Annotated in this window: 19 protein-coding genes and 2 tRNA genes; 1 reads left to right on the top strand and 20 read right to left on the bottom strand. The window is 48.7% G+C overall.

All coding sequences use genetic code 11. The features are described 5' to 3' along the window. Positions 1-12: 12 nt before the first annotated feature. The 17 genes from spoVID to CR205_RS01510 all read right to left on the bottom strand — a co-directional run bounded on the left by spoVID (position 13) and on the right by CR205_RS01510 (position 24002). The gene (gene spoVID, locus CR205_RS01590) at positions 13-1098 is read right to left on the bottom strand and encodes a stage VI sporulation protein D (protein ID WP_110516285.1); all 1086 of its coding nucleotides are present in this window, start codon (positions 1096-1098) and stop codon (positions 13-15) included. A gap of 232 nt (positions 1099-1330) precedes the next feature. Next, the gene (hemL, locus tag CR205_RS01585; RefSeq protein ID WP_110516283.1) at positions 1331-2623 is read right to left on the bottom strand and encodes a glutamate-1-semialdehyde 2,1-aminomutase; all 1293 of its coding nucleotides are present in this window, start codon (positions 2621-2623) and stop codon (positions 1331-1333) included. A 21-nt stretch (positions 2624-2644) separates the two neighbouring features. After that, on the bottom strand, positions 2645-3622 hold the full coding sequence (gene hemB / locus CR205_RS01580; protein ID WP_110516281.1) for a porphobilinogen synthase: 978 nt from the start codon (positions 3620-3622) through the stop codon (positions 2645-2647). 83 nt (positions 3623-3705) lie between these two features. Next, positions 3706-4482 (bottom strand): uroporphyrinogen-III synthase, encoded by a 777-nt coding sequence (locus tag CR205_RS01575; RefSeq protein WP_110516279.1) that lies wholly within the window; start codon positions 4480-4482, stop codon positions 3706-3708. Further along, a complete protein-coding gene (gene hemC / locus CR205_RS01570) occupies positions 4483-5415 on the bottom strand; it encodes a hydroxymethylbilane synthase (RefSeq protein WP_110516277.1) in 933 nt (310 codons plus the stop codon). It abuts the gene before it with no gap. A gap of 26 nt (positions 5416-5441) precedes the next feature. After that, on the bottom strand, positions 5442-6260 hold the full coding sequence (locus tag CR205_RS01565) for a cytochrome C assembly family protein (protein ID WP_110516275.1): 819 nt from the start codon (positions 6258-6260) through the stop codon (positions 5442-5444). A 19-nt stretch (positions 6261-6279) separates the two neighbouring features. After that, entirely contained in the window at positions 6280-7680 is a 1401-nt protein-coding gene (gene hemA, locus CR205_RS01560; RefSeq protein ID WP_110516273.1) for a glutamyl-tRNA reductase, read from the bottom strand. A gap of 788 nt (positions 7681-8468) precedes the next feature. Continuing rightward, positions 8469-9191, bottom strand: a complete 723-nt coding sequence (locus tag CR205_RS01555; RefSeq protein ID WP_110519610.1) for an amino acid ABC transporter ATP-binding protein — start codon at positions 9189-9191, stop codon at positions 8469-8471. A gap of 21 nt (positions 9192-9212) precedes the next feature. Further along, positions 9213-9890 (bottom strand): amino acid ABC transporter permease, encoded by a 678-nt coding sequence (locus tag CR205_RS01550; RefSeq protein ID WP_110516271.1) that lies wholly within the window; start codon positions 9888-9890, stop codon positions 9213-9215. Between the two features lie 75 nt (positions 9891-9965). Next, positions 9966-10838: a transporter substrate-binding domain-containing protein gene (locus CR205_RS01545; RefSeq protein ID WP_110516269.1), complete on the bottom strand. Its 873-nt coding sequence runs from the start codon at positions 10836-10838 to the stop codon at positions 9966-9968. A 343-nt stretch (positions 10839-11181) separates the two neighbouring features. Continuing rightward, a complete protein-coding gene (locus CR205_RS01540; protein WP_110516267.1) occupies positions 11182-13992 on the bottom strand; it encodes an MMPL family transporter in 2811 nt (936 codons plus the stop codon). A 369-nt stretch (positions 13993-14361) separates the two neighbouring features. Beyond that, entirely contained in the window at positions 14362-14949 is a 588-nt protein-coding gene (gene yihA / locus CR205_RS01535; protein WP_110516264.1) for a ribosome biogenesis GTP-binding protein YihA/YsxC, read from the bottom strand. After that, complete coding sequence (gene lon / locus CR205_RS01530) at positions 14946-17270, bottom strand: endopeptidase La (protein WP_110516262.1); 2325 nt, start codon at positions 17268-17270, stop codon at positions 14946-14948. The genes yihA and lon overlap by 4 nt, the downstream gene beginning before the upstream one ends. Positions 17271-17508: 238 nt before the next feature. After that, positions 17509-19182, bottom strand: coding sequence for an ATP-dependent protease LonB (lonB, locus tag CR205_RS01525; RefSeq protein WP_110516260.1), 1674 nt, complete (start codon positions 19180-19182; stop codon positions 17509-17511). A 559-nt stretch (positions 19183-19741) separates the two neighbouring features. After that, positions 19742-21016, bottom strand: coding sequence for an ATP-dependent protease ATP-binding subunit ClpX (gene clpX / locus CR205_RS01520; RefSeq protein ID WP_110516257.1), 1275 nt, complete (start codon positions 21014-21016; stop codon positions 19742-19744). A 533-nt stretch (positions 21017-21549) separates the two neighbouring features. Then, positions 21550-22845, bottom strand: coding sequence for a trigger factor (tig, locus tag CR205_RS01515; RefSeq protein ID WP_110516255.1), 1296 nt, complete (start codon positions 22843-22845; stop codon positions 21550-21552). A gap of 113 nt (positions 22846-22958) precedes the next feature. Continuing rightward, entirely contained in the window at positions 22959-24002 is a 1044-nt protein-coding gene (locus tag CR205_RS01510; RefSeq protein WP_110516253.1) for a tetratricopeptide repeat protein, read from the bottom strand. Positions 24003-24154: 152 nt separating this feature from the next. Between CR205_RS01510 and CR205_RS01505 the strand changes: the two genes are divergently transcribed. Next, positions 24155-24580, top strand: coding sequence for a hypothetical protein (locus CR205_RS01505; RefSeq protein WP_110516251.1), 426 nt, complete (start codon positions 24155-24157; stop codon positions 24578-24580). A 77-nt stretch (positions 24581-24657) separates the two neighbouring features. Here the strand turns inward: CR205_RS01505 and CR205_RS01500 are convergent. From CR205_RS01500 to CR205_RS01490, 3 genes are all read right to left on the bottom strand, one after another. Next, positions 24658-24734 (bottom strand) — tRNA-Arg (locus CR205_RS01500). 2 nt (positions 24735-24736) lie between these two features. Next, positions 24737-24810: transfer RNA gene (locus tag CR205_RS01495), tRNA-Gly, on the bottom strand. A gap of 73 nt (positions 24811-24883) precedes the next feature. Then, a complete protein-coding gene (locus CR205_RS01490) occupies positions 24884-25402 on the bottom strand; it encodes a metallophosphoesterase family protein (protein ID WP_110516249.1) in 519 nt (172 codons plus the stop codon). Positions 25403-25537: the final 135 nt, after the last annotated feature.

Here is a 25537-nt window from a genome sequence, read left to right as displayed (position 1 = left end):
GCCCTTCTCCCCCTATGATGAGGCCGAAGATGTTTTTCTTGATGGAATGTACAGAATCTGCCCCTCTTCAACCCGTTCTTCGTTCAGGTTGTTTGTTCTCATGAGGTGACTGACCTGAAGTTTGTAACGGTCGGCAATCGTTTCAATCGACTCTCCGGCCTGCACGATACACATACGGAGCCGCGAAAATTCCTGGCCGTCATCGTTCTGTGCGAGCATTTTCGTCAGATAAAGAGCGTTCTCATCGCGAGTTTGTTTCTCCTGTGCCGGCTCTTCGTGGTCTTCCTGCTCCTCTTCCTCATATCTCATGGCGTACAGATCCTCGGATTCTTCGTGTCCGGTGCTGTCTGACTGCTGCTGGTATCCGTACATATCCTCATTCCCTCTGATCGTCAGCAGTGGTTCATGTTCGTTATCCTGGTCATAATCAGGTTCCTCCTGCTGCGCTTCTGCCTGAGGTTCACTCCAATCCGGGTTGTTCCGCACGGCATGTTCCGCCTGATCCATCTCTTTTGCTGCCGGCTGCTGCCACTCCGGCTGGCGATACCCTTCAAAATGAAAAGCCCGATCATCCTCTTCCAGATCGTCTTCTGTAACTACCTGTTCCACATACTCCTCTTCCTCATCGTCATCCTTCCCTGCCGCAGAAAACTCCCCGCGCATACCGCTGATTTCAATATCAGCCTGAAGTTCGATACAGCCGTTGCCTGGAAGATCGTAATCAAAGGACTCAACGTTCACATACACGTCGTCAAGGTTACTGATCCGGCTCCGTGGAATCGTTACATCAATCGGGAACGGATGACGGATCGTCCCATAGCCTTCTTCTGAAATACGTACATCCTCAATGGAACGGAAGGATACCTGCTCCGAGAGACTGGCATTCCTCTGCTGCTGTTCTGCATCGACTTCCTTGCCCGGCCGGTATTCACCGGATAAGATAAGGTTGCCTTTTACCGTCACATGCTCTTCCGCTTCTTCAATGGCAATCTCCGGCTCAAGTTCCAGTGACATCACACTGTCAATCTCCTGCCCGCGGTTCAGCCATACTGCTTCCTGAATGGAAAATGATAAGGATGACCCCTGTTCATTAGCCACACGCTTCTCCTCCTTTTATCAAAAGAACGTCACTTTAAGCTCTGATTCTCAGGTGTAATTCTTTGTCCACCATGAATGTAAAGCCCGCCATTCATACAGTACACGTTTATGAGCAAACAGGCCGGATTATGACTGGAGAAGCAAGTTTGCCACACAGTTAAGCATAAGTGTGCAGTGAAAACAGCTCAAAAAAGCCCGTGAAGGGGAATACCCCTTCACAGGCCTGTTATGGTTACTTTTCACTACGGATGCGGGCGAATGCTTTTTCAGCCGCCTCTATTGTTGCATCAATATCTTCGTCTGTATGCTTTGTGGAGAGGAACATACCCTCGAACTGTGAAGGGGCAATGGAGACACCTTCTTCAAGCATATAGCGGAAGTATTTTGCGAACATGTCCAGATCCGAACTTGCCGCCTGGCTGTAGTTCTTCACCGGGCCTTCATTGAAAAAGAATCCGACCATGGAACCTGCCCGTGTAATCGAGCACGGAATATCGTACTTGCCGGCAGCAGCCTTGATTCCGTCTTCGAGCCGCTTTCCTAACCGGTCAAATTCCTCGTAATCGGATTCTGAAAGCTGAACAAGGGTTTCATAACCGGCTGTCATGGCAAGCGGGTTCCCGGACAGGGTTCCTGCCTGGTAAATCGGCCCTGCTGGCGCCACCTGTTCCATGATTTCGCGCTTTCCGCCGTAAGCGCCCACCGGAAGACCGCCGCCGATCACTTTTCCAAGACAGGTCAGATCAGGTGTGACCCCGAGTTCTCCCTGCGCACAGTGGTAGCCTACCCGGAATCCGGTCATGACTTCATCAAGAATCATCAGGGATCCGTAGTTGTACGTAATTTCCCGCACCGCTTCAAGGTAACCCTCTTCCGGACGGACAACACCCATGTTTCCGGCAACTGGCTCAAGGATAACAGCTGCGATATCGTCACCAAATTCTTCAAATGCCAGCTTCAGACTGTCCACGTCATTGTAGGGAACCGTCAGAGTGTTCTGGGCAATCGATTCCGGTACCCCTGGGCTGTCAGGGAGCCCCAGTGTTGCCACTCCGGACCCTGCTTTGATCAGTAGGGAGTCACCGTGGCCGTGATAACAGCCCTCAAATTTGACAATCTTGTTTCGTCCTGTGTAGCCACGAGCAAGGCGAAGGGCGCTCATCGTCGCTTCTGTTCCTGAGTTCACCATCCTCACGACCTCAATGGAAGGCACCCGGTCAATTACAAGCTCGGCAAGCTTCGTCTCAATTTCTGCAGGTGCACCGAAACTCGTTCCTTTTTCCGTTACTTCCTTAAGGGCGTTTACGACCCGGTCATCTGCATGACCGAGTACAAGCGGTCCCCAGGACATGACATAGTCGATATACTCGTTTCCGTCAATATCCCAGATACGCGCACCTTTTCCTTTTTCCATAAACACGGGATCCATATTAACGGATTTGAATGCACGAACCGGGCTGTTTACGCCTCCGGGCATCACTTTCTTTGCCTGTTCAAACGCACTGATCGATTTTTCCAGTTTCATTGTCATCGGCCTCCTTCAGAATTAACCGTTCAACCAGCGGACGGCATCTTTTGCATGATAGGTGAGAATCAGATCCGCTCCTGCACGCTTCATACTCGTCAGTTTTTCCAGTACAATCGCCTTTTCATCCACCCAGCCGTTTTCTGCGGCTGCTTTCACCATGGAATATTCCCCGCTTACGTTATAGGCAACCACCGGATATGGATGACGGTCACGGACTTCACGGATGATATCAAGGTAGGAAAGTGCAGGTTTCACAATAAGGAAGTCTGCCCCTTCCTCCACATCGGAATCAGCTTCACGAAGGGCTTCCATCCGGTTGGCCGGATCCATCTGATAGGTTTTTCTGTCTCCGGACTTCGGTGAACTGTGTGCTGCGTCACGGAACGGGCCATAAAAGGCAGAAGCATATTTCACCGCATAGCTCATAATCGGAATGTTCTCGTACCCGGCCTCATCAAGTCCTTCGCGAATCGCGGCTACAAAGCCGTCCATCATGTTTGAAGGAGCGATAATATCGGCTCCTGCCTCGGCCTGGGAAACTGCTGCCCTTGCAAGAAGAGTCAGGCTGTCATCGTTTACAATCTCACCATTTTCCACGACCCCGCAGTGGCCATGATCCGTAAATTGACACAGGCACGTATCAGCGATCACGGTCATATCCGGATAACGCTCTTTGATTTGACGAATCCCTTTCTGGACGATTCCATTCGGGTCGTAGGCAGAGGAGCCGACTTCATCTTTTTCCGCTGGTACACCGAAAACGATCATCGTTTCAATGCCCAGATCCACCACTTCATCCACCTCTTCATTGAGGCGGTCCAATGACCATTGATAGACGCCGGGCATAGATGGAACTGCGTTTTTAATGCCGGATCCTTCTTTCACGAACACCGGGTAAATAAAGTCTGATGTATGTAGGTGTGTTTCCCTGACGCTGCTGCGGATTCCCGCTGTTCTGCGCAGACGGCGATGCCGTCTGAATGATGCTTTCGTCATTGAGCATTCCTCCCGTATTCGTTATGTTATTTCAATGATTGACTGCCTTCCCGGAACAGCCTTGCAAAACTTTAATAGCCGGGCTAGGATAGGGCGTCGGCGACAGCTTCAATCATTCCTTCTGCCGTGTACCTCCGGGCGACTGTATAGTGCGTCACCCTCTCCTGTCTGAGTGCTTGTTCTGTTACCGGTCCGATCGCAGCGATGAGGCATGTCCTGCTTATCTGCTCACGTTCCTCCATACTAAGATGGCTGAAGAAAGCACGTACGGCTGAGGGGCTGAAAAACGGAATCACATCCGTTTGACGGGCTAAGACCGCCTTCTTAAGTCGCATGGCGCCTTGATCATCAGGGCCCGTATCATAAATGACCGGATCTTCCACATAAATCCCCCTGGCGGTTAGCGTATCCTTAAGTACTGTGCGGGCCATCCGGCTTCTGGGATAAAGTACGCAGCTTCCTTTGGACAAATGACGGATGAGTTCAGCGGCAAGGTTCTCCGCATCAAACCTGTCCGGCATATAGGAGACAGAAATCCCATGTTCCGTTAGAGCAGCCTCTGTTTTGGTGCCTACGCAGGCCACCGGCACTCGGGCCAGATCCTGTACGGAAAGGCCGGCTTCCTCTAGTGCCTCCAGTGTAAATGCTACAGCGTTTGTGCTGGTAAAGATAATCGCATCAAAGGAATGAAGACGGGAGAAAACATTACTTTCCTCCCTCACATCCTCTGATAAAAAGACTTTAATCAAAGGAGCCTCAAAAGTGCTGCCGCCGTGTTCTCTGATCAGCGCTGAAAATTGAGCAGCCTGGTGAGCTGCCCTGGTGTTTGCGACAGTCACTCCCTCAAGAAGGCCGGCCACTTACAGATCGAGCTCCTGTTTCACCTGATCGAGCACTTCTTTAGCTCCTTCACCAAGAAGTACCGATGCCACACTTTCACCCACTGCTGCAGGATCTTCGCCTGCTTCGGTCCGTTTAAACACCTGCTTGCCGTCAGGTGAAGCTACTAGTGCCGTAAGTTCCACACGGCCGTCCTCCAGCATTTTAGCGTGACCGGCAATCGGCACCTGGCATCCGCCCTCTACTTTATGAAGAAACGCCCTTTCAGCTGCTGTCGTTCGCGCTGTTACGGCGTCGTTAATTTTTTTCAGAAGATCAATCAGTTCATGATCGTCTGCACGGCACTCAATTCCGAGCGCGCCCTGGCCGACTGCCGGCAGTGACACTTCGGGCTCAAGAAATTCCGTTACGATGTCATCCGTCCAGCCGACACGCTCAAGCCCTGCTGCTGCAAGAATAATCGCATCGAAGTTTTCTTCGCGCAGCTTTCTGAGGCGTGTGTCAATGTTCCCGCGGATCCATTGGATTTCAAGGTCCGGGCGCTCAGCCAGAACCTGGGCGGAACGACGGAGACTGCTTGTTCCAACAATGGAACCTGCAGGCAGTTCCTTCAGTGTTTTGCCGCTTTCGGAAATAAACGCATCCCGTGGGTCAACCCGCTTAGGAACAGAGGCAATCGTCAATCCTTCTGTTTCACCGGAAGGAAGGTCCTTCAGGCTGTGGACGCTCATATCAATTTCCTTATCGAACATCGCTTTTTGAATTTCTTTTACAAACAGGCCTTTGCCTCCGACTTTTGAAAGGGTCACATCAAGGATTTTGTCCCCTTTAGTGACGATCTCCTTAATTTCAAATTCGAATGGGAGTCCGAGCTTTTCAAGCTCACTAATGACCCATTTCGTCTGGGTGAGGGCAAGGTTACTGCGTCTTGAACCAATGACAATTTTTCGCATAAAGACCTCCGATTATATAGGTGAATTTAATACCATAGATGAAATTCAGAAAACGAGCTTGAAAGAAAGTAATTAATAAGCAGTACAAGAAAGGCTGCTATATTTAAAAGTGCCAGGCTGTATCCCCTTTTCCTGTTTACCACATAGTCAAACAGATAGAAACCGTACACTCCGATCACCACAAAGCTTGATATCACTTTAAGATCGAACCACGGTACAGTACCAAACTCGATCCAGGCCCAGATCACGCCGAGAATCAGCCCGACGACCATAAGCGGAAAACCAAAGAGTGCGAACACATAGGAAAAACGCTCCAGCTTCGCAAGATCACCGATCCGGTACATCCGTTTTCCCCACTGTTTCCCTTTAAGCATAAAATGCTGAAGCATGTACATAAACGAAAAGGCAAACGAAAGGGTAAATGCCCCGTAGGACAGAAGAATGACGCTCACGTGGATGACGAGAAGTTCGGTGAGAAGAAGGTTCTGAAGCTGCTCCGGCGCATCACCGGTTGGGGCGAATACACTGATGGTCATAATTACGAACCCGACAACATTGACGAAAAAGATCAGAAAATCCATCTTAAACAGACGGTTGATAATTAATGAAAATGTTACCAGTATCCACGCGTATAGAAAAAGCCCTTCAAAGATCGTCATCAAGGGCAGCCGGTTATATTCAAGCATCCTGAGCACAAAGAAAAACAGCTGCAGAAGCCAGACGATAGAAAGCAACCAGAAGGCAATTCGATTCACCTTCTGGCTGGTTTGTATAAAATCAATAAAATACCCGAGTACACTGAGAAGATAAAGAACGATAATTAGAAGATAAAGAGCGTTCAGCATAGCCCGTCTCCTGCTGTCATTATGACCGGGCCAGAGCTTTTACAGACTCTTTTACACTGTTGCGGTCTGCCAGTTCTGCTCTGCGCTTCTGGATGTTCCATTCCCGTTCCGCTTTATTAATCTGAATCTGGGATTTAGGCATTGCATTCTTTTCGAGTTCCTCTTCAATACCGAACAATTTTGTAACAAGAGCCAGGGACTCCTCGGCATTGGCTTCTTCAGGGAGCTCTTTCACTGTCGTAATCGGGTCGCGGAGGATCTGGTTGATAATGCTTTTCATATGCTTGCGGATTACTTTCTTTTCACGTTCCGTAAGATCAGTCAGCTTCCGCTCCAGGCTCTCCATCGTTTCCGCCTGTACGGAAAGAGCTTTCGTTCTGAGAGCGGAAATGATCGGTACAACCCCAAGCTGGTCCAGCCACTGGCCGAATGCCACGAGGCCTTCTTCAATCATAAGCTCAATTTTTTCCGCTTCTTTCTGACGGACTTCCAGGTTGGCAGCCACGATGCCCTGCAGATCGTCAATATCGTACAGGTACACGTTATCAAGCTCGCCTACTCCCGGATCGATATCCCGGGGAACGGCAATATCAACAAGAAACAGAGGGCGGCCGTTCCGCTTTTTCGTAAGTGCGGCCATTCTGGCTCTGGACAGGACGTATTCCGTCGAGCCGGTGGAACTGATCATAATATCGGCCGTTTTCAGGGCGTCGTCCATTTCTGACATGGAACGTGCAGCCCCGTTAAACTTCGAAGCCAGCTCCTGTCCTTTTTCCGCCGTCCGGTTCATAACCGTAATATCATTCACACCGCTCGTATGAAGGTGCTTCGCTGTTAGTTCACTCATTTTGCCCGCACCAAGCACGAGCACTTCTTTTTCACCGAAGTCCCCAAAGATCTTTTTCCCCAGCTCAACCGCAGCGTAGCTCACACTTACGGCATTTTCCCCGATGCTTGTCTCAGAATGGGCACGCTTGGCGAGTGTAACCGCCTCTTTAAAGAGATGGTTAAACACGGTGCCGGTTGTCCCTTGTGTCTGCGCAGTCTGAAAACTGTTACGGATCTGGCCGAGAATCTGAGTTTCACCGACAATCATGGAATCGAGCCCGCACGTAACCCGGTAAAGGTGCTCGACCGCACTTTCATCTTCCCGAATCTGAAGAAATGGCGTAAAGTCTTCTTTCGGCATATTAAACCACTCTGAAAGAAATGCTTTTGTATAGTACCGCCCGGTGTGGAGCTGATCCACAACGGCATAAACCTCCGTACGGTTGCACGTGGAGACAATTACACACTCAAGCATACTTTTAGAGTTTCTCAGTTTCGTTAATGCACCCTCGAGGTCATTCTGAAACGTGAATTTTTCTCGAATTTCGACCGGTGTTGTTTTATAGTTCAAGCTAACAACAAGGATGTGCATTGTTTCACCCCCGAATAATAACCCGTCTATCGATGCCCGGGTTCTTTATATCTATGTGACAAATGACTGTCGTAAAAAATGTCATAATAAAACGAACATCTGCATACCGGAACTATTGTAACATGTCTGACCTCCACAGTGAAAGGTATGACTCATGCATACTGACTATATTATAACATTTGGCGTATGCCGGACAAAAACAAAGGTTTGAACAGACTGTGAAACTTTAATGAAGCCGGCGCAGATGATGGTGCTTTTCCCATGTTCTTCTTAGGATAGTGTACCCTGCCACCGTTTTTTTAATCTTTCGGGCAGAACGCAGCCTACATATGGGTATAAATAAATTGCCTTGAATCATTATTAGTGTGGCAGGAAATGTTCTGACTATTACGAAGTTAGGATATAATGACGCCACGGTCGCCAGTTATAAGCGAAAATACGCATTTATAAGCGATGTATTAAATTTATGAGCGGAAAAATTGATTCATAAGCGAGATATTCAGTTTATAAGCGGAAAACCAGATTTATAAGCTAAACCACATAAAATCCCACCCTCCAGTCAGAGCATTATTAAAATGTAAGTCCTGACTTTACCAAAGTTAAAACATAACTCTCCCGCCTCCCTGAGTTATGTATCAATTCTGCTCTTTTCAGGACATAACTGCCCCGCTTCTTGAGTTTGTCCTGATTCCCCCTCCCCCCGCGCCGCTCCCACCAAAAACGAAGGGCCCCCACCTTTGCCGGTGAGGGCCTTCTTATCTGATTAAGTATCCTTTAATCTGTGTCTCTTACAGGACCTTGCTTAAAAACTCCTGCGTCCGCTTTTCCTTTGGATTGGCGAAGAATTCCTTGGATTCGCCCGTTTCCACAATGCGTCCGTCATGCATGTAAACGGTCCGGTCCGCCACTTCCCTTGCAAAGCCCATTTCGTGGGTAACGACGATCATCGTCATCCCCTCTCTGGCAAGCTGTTTCATTGTCTCGAGCACCTCGCCTACAAGTTCAGGGTCGAGTGCCGAGGTAGGTTCGTCAAACAGCATAATCTTCGGTCTCATGGCAAGCGCGCGGGCGATGGCGACACGCTGCTTCTGGCCACCGGACAGTTTGCTCGGATAAACGTGGTATTTGTCACCCAGGCCCACTTTATCAAGAAGTTCTTTTCCCTCCTGTTCCGCCTGCTTCCGCGGAATTTTCTTGACCATCAGCGGGGCTTCCATCACATTTTCAAGTACGGTCTTATGGGGAAAAAGATTAAAATGCTGAAACACCATGCCAACCTGCTGTCGGATTTCGTTAATATTGTGCGTCTTAAGCTCGATTGTGTCACCATCAAAAATAACTTTTCCATCGTTTTTCACTTCGAGAAAATTGAGGCAGCGGAGCAGCGTACTTTTACCGGAGCCGCTGGCACCGATCAGACATACCACTTCATTTTCATAGACTTCAAGGTCCACGTCTTTCAGGACATGAAGATCCCCGAAGGATTTATTCAGTTTTTCCACACGTATCATTTCTTTCATATCTTTTGCCTCCTATCGGTCACTTATTGACAGCCTGCGCTCCACCATATTCACAATCCAGGTGAGGATCATAACGAGCGCGAGATAATATACAGCTGCAATGACGTAGGTTTCCAGTGTATTAAATGTTGCTGCAGCAATACCCTGGGACAGCCGGAACAGTTCCCCGATCCCTACGAATGCTGCCAGAGAGGAATCTTTGAGAGCAATAATAAACTGATTCCCAAGCGGCGGGACCGCCCGGCGAAGAGCCTGGGGCATAATGATCCGCTTCATCGTTGTTCCCCTGGTCATACCCAGGGACCGCCCGGCTTCCATCTGTCCTTTATCAATGGATTGAATCGCCCCTCTGAAAATTTCGGCAATGTACGCTGAGTTATGTACGGCGAGCGCAAAGGATGCGGCCCAGAAAGCCGAAAGCTGCACGATGCCGGTTAATCCGTAGAAAAGGACGAAAATCTGCACGATTAGAGGGGTTCCGCGGATAATGGTAATGTAAATATCTGCAATTACCCTCAGTACAGGGTTGGAAAGCTTTAATAAAGCTACAAAGACACCGATAATCGTACCAAGAATGACCGCTGCAATCGTGATCCGAATGGTCATCCAGGCAGCTTCAAAAAAGAACGGATAAGTTCTGATCAACTCGGAAAAGAAAGTATCGAGACTGAATACATTGGCTACTATCATACTGTCACCTCTTTTAAGAGGGAAAAATGTGCACGAAGCCCGCACACATTTTTCCGGAGTTTATCGCTATGTTTATTAGTTGCCTTCACCGATATCTTCATCGAAGTAACGCTGGTTGATTTCTTCATATAACCCGCTTTCACGGATATTTTCAAGAGCCTGGTTAATGCCTTCCATCAGCTCGTCCTCATCGTGACGAAGGGCAATCGCCATTTCCTCTGAATCAATCAGATCACCACGAAGCTCAATATCAAGACCCTGATCTTCAATGTTAATCAGCCCTACCAGGCGGTCGGTAATAACTGCATCATGACGCCCCTGGGATAGAGTCTGAAGGGCAACCACGTCAGAGTCGTAAGTAACAATCTCTTCCGAATAATCCTGAATCATCGTATGATATGTTGTTCCTTCAGCTACCGCTACCTCAGTATTTTCATCAATATCTTCAAGAGACTGAATGTCGCTGTCGGAACGGGTAAACACCTGTGCTCCGGAGTAGTAGTACGGGTCGGAGAATGCCACGTTTTCCTGACGTTCTTCCGTGATTCCCATACTTCCGATAATCGCGTCATAACGGTTGTCATTCAAACCCAGAATAATGGAATTCCACGTAATCTGATACGGCTCACCTTCAAGTCCGAGTTCGTCTGCAATCGCCATTCCGATATCCACGTCAAACCCTACTAAATTGTTCGTTTCATCAACATAATTGAATGGACGGTACTCCCCGGATAAAGCGAAGACAAATTTTCCGTCTTCAAGGGTATATTCATCGTAATCAACTTCATCTCCCGGTGAATCGGTTTCTTCGCCGTTGTCATCGGCTGTTTCTTCACCGTCCCCGTCAGCACCTGTGTCTGTCTCTTCTTCATCCCCTTCACCGCAGGCAGCCAGGACCATCGTTGCTGCGAGTGTCACAGGGACAATACCTTTTAAGTACTTCTTCATCTTTGGTTCTCCCCTTTATTATGTTTTGCCCAATCAATTCGGGCGTGTTTCTGCTGGTGAGTCCCCTTCATTGCTTTACTATCATAGCAAAGCATTAAATCGGCGCACAAAAGAGCAAATTCCAAATTTACAGTCAAATTAAGGTTGTTTTCAACAGTTTACCATGCTTTTATGTAAAATCCATACATTTACTCTTTGATGCTCCCCTGTATGGGCGTTTTGGCATTCACCTTTTTATATAACGGGAAAATAAGATATATACTTTTACCCGCTTTTTAAATAATGGAAACCGATCTTTGATGAGAAAAAAGACACAGGCAAGCTTCACCTGTGTCTTTCCTACTCAGGAAGGCCGTCTGAACGGCCACCAGTTTCGTTCTCCGAATAGACCGATCATGACGGGAATAAACAATGGCAGCATGATGACAGCATACAGGAGAAGTCCGGTCAGGACTAGGGTTCCGATCTGCATGAGGCTGAGCACGCCTGAAGGCATCATCGCCCCGAATGTGCCTGCAAGAATGACTGCAGCAGAAAGGACGACGGTACCGATCTGTTTCATAGCGTAAAGAGCTGCTTCCCTGATGTCTTCGTTCGTCTGCACATCCTCGGCAAACCTGGTCATCAAAAAGATTGAATAATCCACGCCGAGAGCCATGAGCATAATAAAGCCGAAGAACGGTACTGCCCACGTAACGCCAGGGTAGCCAAGCAGTGTTACAAAAACAAATTCGGTAAATGATATGGAAACAATATAGGTCAAAACAAGTGACACAAGAATGTACAACGGCATAATCAGTGACTTCAGAAGTACTACGAGAACGATAAAGATTCCAGCGAGCATAATCAGAGCCGTACGCAGAAAATCATCATTTGAGATCGTCTGCAAATCCAGATTGACACTGGAAAGTCCTCCGACAGCAACCGGTGCATCCTCAAGCGGCGTCCCCCTTAAAGCCAGAAGGGCCCGTTCTTCAATGAGCCTGGCTGTATCCATCGCCTCGTTACTATACGGGTTAATCGCAAAAATCACATCTATAGTCGTGACAAGTCTATTCGGTGTGGTGTAGGCATCCCAAATTCCGTCGAGATCACCTTCCTCAAACGCCTCTGCCGGGACAAAAAATCCCTGTAGAGGATGCTGAGACTGACCGGCAAGTTCCGTAAGCAGGTCTTCCACTTCCTCGAGACCTTCCTCCAGTTCTTCAAGTCCTTCCACAGCCTCGTCAAGGCCGTCTGCCACCTCGGAAAACGCCGTTTCGATATCGTTGAGGGCCGCTGTCAGTTCCTCCTGCCCTTCAGCAAGCTCCTCTGCGCCTCCAGCCAGTTCCCCGGCCCCGTCTTCGAGCTCTGACTGTGCCACCGCCAGCTCCTCAAGACCGGCCGTTAACTCGGCCAACCCTCCCTGCACCTCTGCGAAACCGCCCTGCAGTTCATCAATACCGCTTCCAGGAGGGAGCTGCTGAGCCAGTGAAGCCAGTTGTTCGTTCAGAACAGACAGGCGCTGTTCGAGCTGAGCCGTACTGTCTGCCGCTTCACCAGTGCCGGAACCCGTTTGTGCAAGACCTGCTTCAATCTCCTGTGCTCCATCAGCCAGTTCTTCGGCTCCTTCTGAAAGAGCCTCAGAACCGTCCTCACCATCTACGGACTGTTCCTCATCACGAAGTTCATCAGCCAGTTCGGCCAAACCCTCACTCAGCTCTTCAAGTCCGTCTCTGATTTCCTCCGTTCCATCAGCCAGCTCACCAGCAAGATACGGGACTGTAAATTCTTCTACCCGGCTTCCTTCCGGTCTGGTTGCACTTCTGACCTCCTGAACACCATCGATTTTCTCCAGTTCATAAGTGACAAGCTCAATATACGGCAGCCACTCCTGACTGTCCCACCTTTCATCGTGTTCAATCACAACAGTTGCCGGAAACATCTCACCGTCTCCAAATTTATCTGTAATCACATGAAAGGCCTGAACGGATTCAAACTCGTCCCCGATTTCATCAAGAGAGTTAAATGACGTGGCATTATTATAAGTAAGAACGGCCGGGACAAAGACAGCGGCAAGAATCAGCATCGTCCAGCCGGGTTTATAGAGCGAAAACCTCCCAAGGGCTCCCCACGTTCGGCTCGGCTTTACCTGCAGTCCAGAGCGCGAAGGCCAGTAAAGCTTTTCACCGAGCAGTATCATGGCAACCGGCACCCATACCCAGATCGCCGCCACAAGCACGACTATACCTACACTGACTCCCATGGCAGAGCGGTAAAGGTCAAACTGGGCAAACCCGATCGCAAAAAAGCCGATGAAGCCGGTTAACGCGCTTGAAAACACAGTTGGTCCGACTGCTTTAAAGGTTCTTCGCATCGCTTCAACACGGTCTTCCGCTTCAAGAAGCTCTGACTTGAACCGGTTAAGGAGAAGAATACAATAGTCGGTTCCAATCCCGAAGAGAACAGCCACAATAAAAATCTGCGTGAAGTTCGAAACCGGAAAACCAGCGTAATCAACCAGATAGGATACGATGCCGATACTGACTACGTACGAAGCCCCTACGGTAACAAGGGGAACCAGAGGCGCAGCTAGAGACCTGAACACAAGGAACAAAATAATTAGTACAAAAATGACTGTAATCACTTCGGTTGTGGCAAGGCCTTCCTCCGAACTGATAATCACATCGTCTTCAATCACCGATGATCCGGATATAAGCGTTGACACCGACTCAGCAGCCAGCGTCCGATTCAGATCATCTCTCACCGCTGCAGTATCACTAAAGAGCATATCCATCTGAACAAATGCCAATGCCGTTGTTTCATCATCACTGATGAGCAGTTCCCTGTTCTCATCAGAATCAAATGGGGTGACAACCTCTTCGACCGGGTATTCTCCGATCTCATCGGGAATCTGATTGAGGGTACTTTCGATATCTGCAAGCTCCGCCTCCGTTAAGGCTGCATCACTTGTATAAACCGCAAGAACGGTCTCTCCTGAAGCACCTTCATTCTGTGCTAGAAGATCGTCTGCCATCTGCGAAGGATAGCCATCAGGTACCCCTGCCTGACCTCGTTCCCTGACCAGTTCATCCAAATTCGGTGACTGTAAAAAAAGAAAGACTGCTCCTATGATCCAAAGGATCGGAAGCAGGTATATCCAGCGATATGCCACCGTAGAGTTCCCCTTTCGCCACTTACAATTATTTAAGTTAAATTTTGTAAACTTAATCCTATTCTATAAGGGCGGCATTGTTTTTACAAACGTTATGCGTGCAGAAGTCACCTTGTTTTTATGGGACTGGCGGAGGATTTAAGATGGCTGGGAGCCGGATTAAGGTGGTTCATATGATTTTACGGTGGTTCATCCAAGGTTTACGATAGTTCAAAATATTTTAAGGTGGTTCACCCAAAGTTTAAGCTGTTTCGTCAATGGACCCTAAGCCCTCCCCATCACTTCCTGAGAGCTCCGTTTTGAAATCTTCGCAGTACAGACGAAAAAAGAGACCCCTTATCTTCCGGGGGTCTCCTGCAGTTTCTAGTTTCAGCCGAACAGCGCATCGCTGATTTCACGCCACGCCTTGTCTTTGCCCAGGCCTGTCTCAGATGAGAACAAAACCACCGGATCCTCCGGGGACACGTCGAGGTCACGCTTGATCACAGCCAGCTGCTTCTGCTGTTTGCCTTTTGAAATTTTATCCGCTTTCGTTGCCACCACGATCACTTTCTGTTCATGGTGCTTCAGCCAGTCGTACATCATGCGGTCGTCTTCGGTCGGCTTGTGACGCACATCCACCAGAAGGACGACACCACGGAGCTGCTCACGGGTCTCAAAATACGTTTCCATGAGGCGCCCCCAAGCATCCCGTTCCTTCTTGGACACCTTCGCATAGCCGTAACCCGGTACGTCCACAAAGTGAAACCGGTCGTTAATTTTGTAAAAGTTCAGTGTCTGAGTCTTCCCCGGGCGCTGGGACGTTCGTGCCAGCGCCTTGCGGGCAAGAATGGTATTGATAAATGATGACTTCCCGACGTTGGAACGCCCGGACAGTGCCACCTCCGGGAACGGTCCCGGAGGAAACTGGTCTGCTCTCCCCGCACTGATGACGAGATCTGCTTCGATTACTTTCATTTCTTTTCCCCTGCCAATGCATGCTTCAGCACTTCATCCAAGTGTGAAACAGCGATAAATGTTAAGTCTTTTTTCACGCTCTCCGGAATATCCTCAAGATCTTTCTCATTGTCTTTCGGCATGATGATCGTCGTGAGCCCTGCCCGGTGGGCGCTCATAGATTTTTCCTTCAGTCCGCCGATCGGAAGCACACGTCCCCGAAGTGTAATTTCTCCGGTCATGCCCACTTCCTTTCGCACCGGGCGGTCTGTTAGCGCCGAAATGAGCGCTGTTGCCATCGTGATCCCTGCTGACGGACCGTCTTTCGGAATGGCGCCTTCCGGTACGTGGATGTGAATATCATTTTTTTCATTAAAGGCCGGATCGATCGACAGCTCATCCGATTTGGACCGGATATAGCTGAAGGCCGCCTGGGCCGACTCTTTCATCACATCGCCCAGTTTACCGGTAAGCGTCAGCTTGCCTTTTCCCGGTGAGAGACTGACCTCAATTGTCAGGGTATCTCCGCCGGCGGTCGTGTAAGCAAGACCTGTCGCCGCACCGATCTGATCCTCCTCCTCTGCCTTCCCGTAGCGGAACTTCGGTTTTCCGAGCATCTGTTCCACCGTGTTTTCGGTCAGAACCACCCGTTTTTTCTGACCGGAGACGATCATCTTCGCCGCTTTCCGGCAAAGAGAGGCCATTTGGCGTTCAAGATTACGAACACCTGCTTCACGCGTATAGTAGCGGATAGCCTTTAAAATCGCTTCCTCTTTTACCTGAAGGCGGCTTTTGTTCAGACCGTGATCCTTCATCTGTTTCGGGAGAAGATATCCTTTGGCGATTTCCAGCTTCTCCACTTCGGTGTAGCCCGGAATATGAATCACTTCCATACGGTCCATCAGAGGACCAGGGATCCGCGAGATATTGTTTGCAGTGGTAACGAACATGACTTTCGACAGATCGTACGGTTCTTCAATAAAGTGATCGCTGAACGTGTTGTTCTGCTCCGGATCGAGCACTTCAAGAAGCGCAGATGATGGGTCGCCGCGAAAGTCGTTTGCCATTTTATCAATTTCATCCAGAAGAAAAACAGGGTTCACGGAACCTGCCTTTTTCATGCCCTGAATAATCCGGCCCGGCATGGCGCCGACATACGTACGGCGGTGACCGCGGATTTCCGCTTCGTCACGGACACCTCCGAGACTCATACGGACAAAGTTGCGGTCAAGAGACCGGGCAATCGAACGGGCAAGGGACGTTTTCCCTACTCCCGGAGGCCCCGCAAGACAGAGGATCGGCCCTTTAAGCTCATTGGTGAGCTCCTGAACAGCAAGGTATTCAAGCACCCGCTCCTTCACCTTTTCAAGCCCGTAATGATCTTCGTCCAGAATTTCCTCAGAACGGTGAATATCAAGGAGGTCCTTCGTTTCCTTGTGCCATGGAATAAGGGCAAGCCATTCAATATAATTGCGGATTACAGAGCTTTCCGCAGAGCTCGCCGGCATTTTTTCATAGCGGCCAAGCTCTTTGTACGCCTTTTCTTCGATCGCTTCCGGCATCTGCGCCTTCGCAATCTTATCTTTTAGCTCCGCAATTTCACCTTCTTTGCCTTCCTTGTCCCCAAGCTCTTTCTGAATCGCCTTCATCTGCTCGCGAAGGTAGTACTCCTTCTGCGTTTTTTCCATTGACTTTTTCACGCGCTGACCGATCTTCTTCTCGAGCCCGAGCACTTCCTTTTCATTGCTCAGAATACGGAGAATCTTGTTCAGGCGCTCCTCGGGAGAATGGGTCTCAAGAATATCCTGCTTCTGGACAATTTTAAGCGGCAGATGGGAGGCAATGATATCCGCCATTCTGCCCGGCTCGATAATATCCGAAACAGAGGCAAACGTCTCCTGAGAAATTTTCTTGGACAGCTTAATATACTGCTCAAACTGTTCGAGGACGTTACGCATAAGCGCCTGTTCCTCAACAGTCGCTTCATGGCGCTCCTCCCTCACATCAATGGTTGCTTCATAGTACTCATCCCGGTCATGGAACTCACTGATTTCCCCGCGGCGGAGTCCTTCAACCAGCACACGGATCGTGCCGTTCGGAAGTTTGAGCATCTGCTTTACCTTGGCAAGTGTACCCACATGATATATATCTTCAGAAGAAGGTTCATCCACACTGATCTCTTTTTGAGTGGCGAGAAAGATTTCGTGCTCTTCCACCATGGCACGTTCAAGTGCCTGAACCGATTTATTTCTCCCTACATCCAAATGAAGGACCATCGTCGGATAAACGAGAAGTCCCCGAAGCGGAAGTAAAGGCAGCGTTCGCTGTTCGCTGTTGCTCATTATGTAATCCACCTCCACGTCATTTCAAATCCTTTTTTACTGTCTGAAAAGGGAATCCGATGACAAATGTAATCTTGTTCAATTTTATCCTATTGCCTGGGCAATGTCTAATAAACCACGCTCTATCCCGGCAAACAAAAGGGACCGGGCCGCATGTGACCCGCCCCTCTTCTGAGAGCCATTCGCCCTTTTGGGAAAAAAGAAATGTTTCCACCTTACTTCACGACCGTCTCTTATGTCAGATTTTAGCTTCCTGCACAGATCCGGCTGCCGCCGGTAGCACATTTTCCTCTTCCTTCATCTCTTCTCCCTTAAGTGCCAGTTCAAGAACTTCGCTGAATGATTCCACTGCATGAATCATAATGCCATCCATTTCCGTCAGGATCGCCTGCAGGTTTTCTTTTGGAATAATGACGGCACTGGCTCCGGCCTGTTTGGCTGCTTCCACCTTTGCCACAACGCCGCCAATCGGTTTGACGTTTCCGTGGATACTCAGTTCTCCTGTCATGGCCACTTTATGACTGACCGGAACCTTATGAATTGAAGAATAAATGGCCGTGGCAATGGAAATCCCTGCTGACGGACCGTCCACCGGCGCTCCTCCCGGGAAATTCACGTGAATGTCGTAATCGTAAGTGGCGATGCCCATGTGCCTGAGCACCGTTACCACGTTTTCCACAGAACCTTTAGCCATACTTTTTCGTTTGATCTGGCGTGTCTGGTCGCCTGTGCTTTCCTCTTCGGCGATCCCGGTAATATTTATCGTCCCTTTGCCCGAGTTTTTCATAACGGTGACTTCGATTTCAAGAAGCGCACCGAGATTCGGGCCGAACACAGCCAGACCGTTTACAAAACCTACTTTATCTTCATGATGAATTTTTCTCTCAGGACGGGGAGCACGCTGGCTCGAATGAATGACCCACTCCACATCGCTAACGGTAATGCATGTCCGGTTTTCACTAGTTGCCATTCCGGCGGCAATCTGCATAATGTTTACGGCTTCCCGGCCGTTCGTAGCGTATTTGGCGATGACGCTGTACACCTGGTCATCCACCTCGGTATGAATGCGGCCAGCCGCTTTCTTCGCAATCTTTTCAATTTCCATCGGTGTAAGGGCCCTGAAATACACTTCCATACACCGGGACCGGATCGCCGGAGGGATTTCCTGCGGATTACGTGTTGTTGCACCTACAAGTCTGAAATCAGCCGGAAGCCCGTTTTTGAAAATATCATGAATGTGTTCAGGGATCTGCTCGTTTTCCTCGCTGTAATAAGCACTTTCCAGAAAAACGCGGCGGTCTTCAAGCACCTTAAGAAGCTTGTTAATCTGAATGGAATGCAGTTCCCCAATTTCGTCAATAAACAATACGCCGCCATGAGCTTTCGTTACTGCTCCCTGTTTGGGCTGTGGAATCCCCGCCTGACCCATGGCACCGGCTCCCTGGTATATCGGGTCGTGGACAGAGCCAATGAGAGGATCCGCAATCCCCCGTTCATCAAACCGGGCGGTGGCTCCGTCCAGTTCGATAAATACAGAAGTTCTGCGAAAGGGAGTTGTACTGCTCTTTTTAGCCTCTTCCAGCACGAGGCGTGCCGCAGCTGTTTTCCCCACACCCGGCGGCCCGTAGATGATCACATGCTGGGGATTAGGTCCGCACAGAGCCGCCCGCAGAGAGCGGATTCCGTCCTGCTGGCCGACGATATCATCAAACGATTTAGGCCTGACCTTTTCCGCCAGAGGTTCACTTAAAGTGACGGCCCGCATTTTCTTAAGCTGCTCCATTTCTTTTCTGGATTCTTTATCCACGCTTACTCGCTGAGAGCGCTGATTACGTAGAAGATTCCAGAAGTAAAGGCCGATCACAACACCAAAAAATAATTGTATTACAAACGCTAAGCCAGTAAATGACATGAGTTAATTCCTCCCGGTGCTTTAAGTCTGTGGTGCTTAGTATGACCTTTTGCAACCCGGATAACCTGTGTTCAGGCACTAGGCAATAATTAGCACCGGTACCAGTCCGCTGCTGCCCATGGTCTGCCGGAGGTGAAGGGCAGAGGCATGGGGTTCGTTTGATATTATGCAATCAGCAGCCGAAATTACGCAATTTTGCTCAGGATTATGTAATATCATTCAGATTATTTAAATACCTTTCAGATTATGTAATCCACCCATATTATTCCATACATCAGGTCTGTTGACTGCCCTCATGACCCTCCAGAAGCAAATAGCAAAGCTGTTTTCGTAAAGATTGTTGTTTTATTCCGCTACAGGCGGACCCTTTCCGAGGGCATCGCTTCAGCCTCCTCGGGAAAATCGCCCTGCGGGGTCTTCCGCTGATGCTATTCCCACTGGAGTCACCGCCTTTCACTCCATAATAAAGTGGTCAATAGCAACACTCTGTTCGAAAACAGCCAATACCAAAACCCTCCGGCATCTGCCGGAGGGTTTTGGTAGCAACTTATCGTTTTATTTACGCACTCTCTTTTGGCTTGTTCTGTTTCTCATCCACAACCGTGCCGTCGGAAGTTTCCAGACGTGGACGGGCATGCTCACGAACGGTTTCGGCCGTAATCACACATTTGGCGATATCATCGCGGGACGGCAGTTCGTACATCACATCGAGCATCATACCTTCAATGATGGAGCGAAGACCACGGGCACCTGTTTTCCGTTCAATTGCCTGCTTGGCAACTTCCACGAGGGCGTCTTCTTCAAACTCCAGTTCAACGTCATCAAGTTCCAGCAGTTTCTGGTACTGCTTAACGAGGGCGTTTTTAGGCTTGGTCAGAATTTCAATCAGCGCGTCTTCATCAAGGGGACGAAGACTTGAGATAACCGGGAGACGTCCGATGAATTCCGGAATCAGTCCGTATCGCAGAAGGTCTTCCGGAAGGATCTTAGCGAGATACTGTCCTTCTTTAAGGTCATCTTTAGACGCATCGGAACCGAAACCGATCACTTTTTTACCTAGACGGCGTTTAATAATCTGTTCAATCCCGTCAAAGGCACCTCCGCAGATGAACAGGACATTCGTCGTGTCAATCTGGATAAACTCCTGATGGGGATGCTTACGACCGCCCTGCGGCGGTACACTTGCCGTTGTTCCTTCAAGAATTTTCAGCAGTGCCTGCTGCACCCCTTCACCGGAAACATCGCGGGTAATGGACGGGTTCTCGGATTTTCGGGCTACTTTATCGATTTCATCAATGTAGATAATGCCGCGCTCGGCCTTTTCCACATCGTAGTCTGCAGACTGGATGAGCTTGAGAAGGATATTCTCTACATCCTCCCCTACATAACCTGCTTCGGTAAGAGACGTAGCGTCGGCAATTGCAAACGGCACGTTCAGAATACGCGCGAGCGTTTGAGCAAGAAGGGTTTTCCCGCTTCCTGTCGGTCCGATCAGGCAGATGTTACTTTTGGCAAGTTCCACTTCATCATTTTTCTGCGTGGAGTTTACACGCTTGTAGTGGTTGTATACCGCTACGGACAGTGATTTCTTCGCCTGGTCCTGACCGATAACGTAATCGTTCAGAATTTCGCGAATTTCCTGTGGTTTTGGAATATCTTCCATTTCCACTTCCTCTTCGCTTCCAAGCTCCTCTTCCACGATCTCGGTGCAAAGCTCAATGCATTCATCACATATATACACACCAGGACCGGCTACAAGTTTGCGGACCTGATCCTGCGTTTTGCCGCAAAATGAACATTTGAGCTGGCCTTTTTCTTCGTTAAATTTAAACATTCCGCTTCACCCCTTGTCTTTATTCAATGACGTACAGTTTATTGAGACGGATATTCCGGGTTCTGTCATTCGTTTTCATGTATGTTCTCATTGTACGTTCACATTCCCGTTTTTAATCACGGGGCTCCAAATCAATCGGGCTGAAAAACCAAAATAAAGCTTCTGATCATTCGCCTTCATTGTATCACAGCAGAGCATTCCATCTGAAACAGAACGCTTTCCACGTGATGTTTTTACAGCATAAAGCAGCGCTTTTCCTCTGTCAATGATTAAGAATCTTGGACCGGTTATTATGTATCCATTTCCACAAACCGCGGAATTTAACCTTTTATTTCCGGAAAAAGAAATTCTACAATTCCCGGCTTATCTCGCCCCCGTAAGGCATTGAGCGTGAATTACAGTTGCTGCTTTGCGCTTATTATACTTATCCCTGGGGATGAGGTGCTGCGTGGGCAGCGTTCCTTTTATGTATGTATAAAGCAAGGTGCGCTTTCATACGCACCTTGCTTTGTATATCATGACCGGTCCTTCTGTTATGCTTTTGGCTTGCTTTCGTCTGCAAGGAAGTCAATCGCTTTGCGGACTTTCAGGTCGCCTTTAAGTGTTTCCGTACCGCCCTGCATCTGAAGGATCTGGCGAATTTCGTCTTTTTCACGCTTGTACGTTTCAGCCATTTTATCAAGCTCGGCTTCCACGTCTTCTTCAGAAGCTTCAAGGTTTTCAGCTTCCGCAATGGCTTCAAGCGTAAGGTTCATACGCACACGCTTTTCAGCATCGTCCATAAACTGAGCTTTCATACCTTCTTCGTCCGTTCCGGAGAACTGGTAGTACATGTCAAGTGTCATGCCCTGCCCCTGAAGGCGCTGGCCGAACTCCTGAAGCATGCGGTCCGTTTCCGTTTCCACCATGGCTTTAGGAATGTCGATTTCCGCGTTTTCAGCAGCCTGTTCCACAAGTGCATCACGCTTTTTCATGTCTGCTTCCTGCTCGCGGCTCTTCTGAAGGTTTTCTTTCAGCTTGCTTTTAAGCTCGTCAAGCGTCTGAACGTCTTCGTCCACATCTTTTGCAAACTCGTCGTCAAGCTCTGGAAGCTCTTTACGCTTGATGTCGTGTACTTTTACTTTGAAAAGTGCCGGCTTGCCTGCAAGCTCTTCAGAATGATAGTCTTCCGGGAACTCTACGTTTACTTCAGCGTCAGTTCCTGTTTTCGTGCCGACAAGCTGCTCTTCAAATCCTGGGATAAACTGACCGGATCCAATTTCAAGAGAGTAGTTCTCAGCTTTTCCGCCTTCGAACGCTTCCCCGTCTACAAAGCCTTCAAAGTCCATAACGACAGTGTCGCCTTCCTGAACTTCTCCGTCTTCAACGGCAACAAGATCAGCGTTCTTTTCCTGAAGCTGTTTGATCTCGCTGTCAACGTCTTCGTCTGTTACTTCAGTTGATTCCTCTTCTACTTCGAGGCCTTTGTACTCGCCGAGTTTCACTTCCGGCTTCACTGTTACAGTAGCCTTGAAAACAAGGTTTTCGCCTTTTTCCATTGTTTCGATGTCGATTTCAGGACGGTCAACCGGCTCGATGCCTGTTTCCTCAACCGCTTCTCCATAAGCCTGAGGAAGAAGGATATCAAGGGCATCCTGGTAAAGTGATTCTACACCAAAACGCTGTTCGAACATCGGACGAGGAATTTTTCCTTTACGGAATCCTGGTACGTTTACTTTCTTAACTACTTTTTTAAATGCTTCATCCAAAGCAGTGTTTACGCGTTCTTTGTCAACTTCAACTGTAAGAACGCCGGAATTGCCTTCGAGTTTTTCAAAATTTGCGCTCATAATCTATTCCCTCCAACATAAAAATACGTCTGTTATCCTTTTCAAACCATTTCATTATAACATAGGTGCACTTCTTTTCAATAATTATCGCAAATCGCTATGTATCCATCATCTTATGACTGAAACAGATGTGTCTCAATGGAACGGATGTGCGCCGCTGCTGCTCTCAGCTCATCTTCCTTAACGCCGTATAAGGCAGCTGTCTCTTCGGCTTCCAACATTTCCCCGTCACTTTCCATCAGCAGTTCTGTACCGAGGTGATGAAGGGCTGCCGCCCAGAGGGAAGCATCAAGTGGTACAGGTGATTTAGGATAGATGGCAAAAAGATAATGCCACCAAACCTGCATGACCATTTCCACAAGACCCGGTGATTCCTGCCCAAGCCGGTCTTCCACAATCCGAGCTACTTCATTTCCAAAACGTTCATGAAAAACATCTTCCAGTTCACTGATCTGAATCGAATATGTATCGCCGAACTTATGTACCTCAAATGAGCCTGTTATGTTCATATCCTTCATCATCTGCAGAACATAGCTTTTCAAAACCGGATCGTTCTGCTTATCCTTCAAAAATGTCCGGTACGCCTCCACAACCCGGGCCGTATTGACCTGACTCAGCTTTTTAAGGGCTCCAAGCTGTTGATTCGGGTCTCCGCGCTCAAGCGTTTCAATCCACTCTTCAGGCGTGCTGAACTGGTCGGCAGGCTCTTCCTCGTCAGGAACGGGACTGCTTGTTTCCGATGTCATCTGGCGGGAAAATTCGAGCAGCTGGTAGAACGATTCGGCCATATCCGGCGGCAGCTTGTCCTCAGCCATCACCGTTTCAAGGATCGTGACGACTTCGTCATAATCTCCGAGCTGTACAAGGAGGGAGACGTAAACCTGGAGAACTTCATAATACTGTCCGATTCCTTCCTTCAGCATCGACTCACAGTGTTTTTTTGCTTCATCGAGCCTGTTTAATTCAATATTGGTAATGACGAGTCCATAGCGCGCCTGGGGGTGCGACGGTTCCAGTTCTGTAGACTGCTGAAAGTACCGAAGCGCATCGTAGTGCTTCTTTTCTTTCAGAGCCGACATCCCCTTCTCGACCAGACGGGCAACAAGACCTGGAAACATGATGACATTGTCACCCTGTCCCTGTTTCTGTTTTCCCATAATTCGTTCCACCTTTGTCAAGAGCAAAGTTATTAACTTTCAGTTTATCAATTTAAATTATGAAAAACAAATAATATTAAAAATCAGGTTTTCAGTCCCGGTTTTACGTAAATAATCAATAGTAAGAAAACATTTTTGGAAGGGTGATCGCATTGGCGGAAATTCTCACAGTGCTCGTTGTCGCAGTGATCACTTTGTACCTCGCGACTCGGGGGAAAAAGGAGTCTCATCCCCGTTTTACTATTGTCAGAAAAGATCTTCAGCAGATTGATTCAGAAGAGGACCAGGCCATTTACAACATGCTCACTGCTAATGGATACTATGTAAGCAGCAGAATCCAGTCAGGCTCAGTTATCATCCCGCTGGCACTTGAACCTTACCGGATCGCCCTGCTTACAGGATCAGTGAACCCTGTCAATAGGGTGCTTTTGAAATTCTACTTAAAGAACAGCGGCTGGAAGGTGGCAAGTGTATCGTCTTCAAATCCGGAACAGTCCCTGAAGGTGATCAGCCGGCTCACAACCGGATCAAAAGAATCCAGGGAAAGTCTCTCAGCCCCCGAGCAGAAGCCTTCATAATGGCATAAATCAAAACCCCCGGGAACTGTTAAGTATCCCGGGGGTTTTGTATGTAAATGATGTTGTGTGCACTATAATGGCGTCCCAGGAGAGATTCGAACTCCCGACCGACGGCTTAGAAGGCCGTTGCTCTATCCAGCTGAGCTACTGGGACAATGGAGCGGGTGATGAGAATCGAACTCACATCATCAGCTTGGAAGGCTGAGGTTTTACCACTAAACTACACCCGCATCAGCTATAGTCTATTGTTTGTGCGACAAATATTAATATAGCTGATCCCAGTATAAAAGTCAACAGAATTTTTTACCTGATCCGCGAAAAAGTTCTGCTCAATTCTTCGACAGGTTCTCCTTCAAATGATCTGAAAGACACCTGCACACTCTCATCTGATACGTCCAAAAGGGCGTAGGTTCCGAAATCCACGGATCCCCTCGGGAGACGAATGCTTCCAGGATTAATAAAAATCAAGCCTTCTTCCTCAAACGTTTCCGGAACATGGGAATGTCCGTAACAGACTACATCCGCACCATGTTCCTGTCCTTTGTATTTCAGCTGCAGAGAGCTCATCTTCACGTTCAGCAGATGGCCGTGGCCTGTAAAGAAGCGGACTCCCTGGGCTTCGTCGACACGTTCTTCAGGAAAGTCCCCGCCAAAGTCGCAGTTTCCCTTGACCGTCTGAACACCATCAAGTTCAGGTGCAGTACCATCAAGTTCTGAATCCCCGCAGTGAATAATAAGGTCTGCTTCGTCCCTGTGACGGTTTACTACGGTTTTTAATTCTTCCCGCCATCCGTGACTGTCGCTGATAATTAACGCTCTCATCCGGTCATTCCTCCTTTTTCAATGCGTGACTCTGTTAAAGACTATAGTTGTTTTACGCTCAGACGCTCTCTTTCCGCAGTGGTGTATTGCGCATTTGCTTCAATCAACTGGATATAAGTCAACATTGAGCTTTAA

It is taken from the genome of Alteribacter lacisalsi (assembly GCF_003226345.1).
Classification (GTDB): domain Bacteria; phylum Bacillota; class Bacilli; order Bacillales; family Salisediminibacteriaceae; genus Alteribacter; species Alteribacter lacisalsi.
Note: the sequence above shows the minus strand (reverse complement) of the source record. Positions and strands in the feature narration are given on the sequence as shown.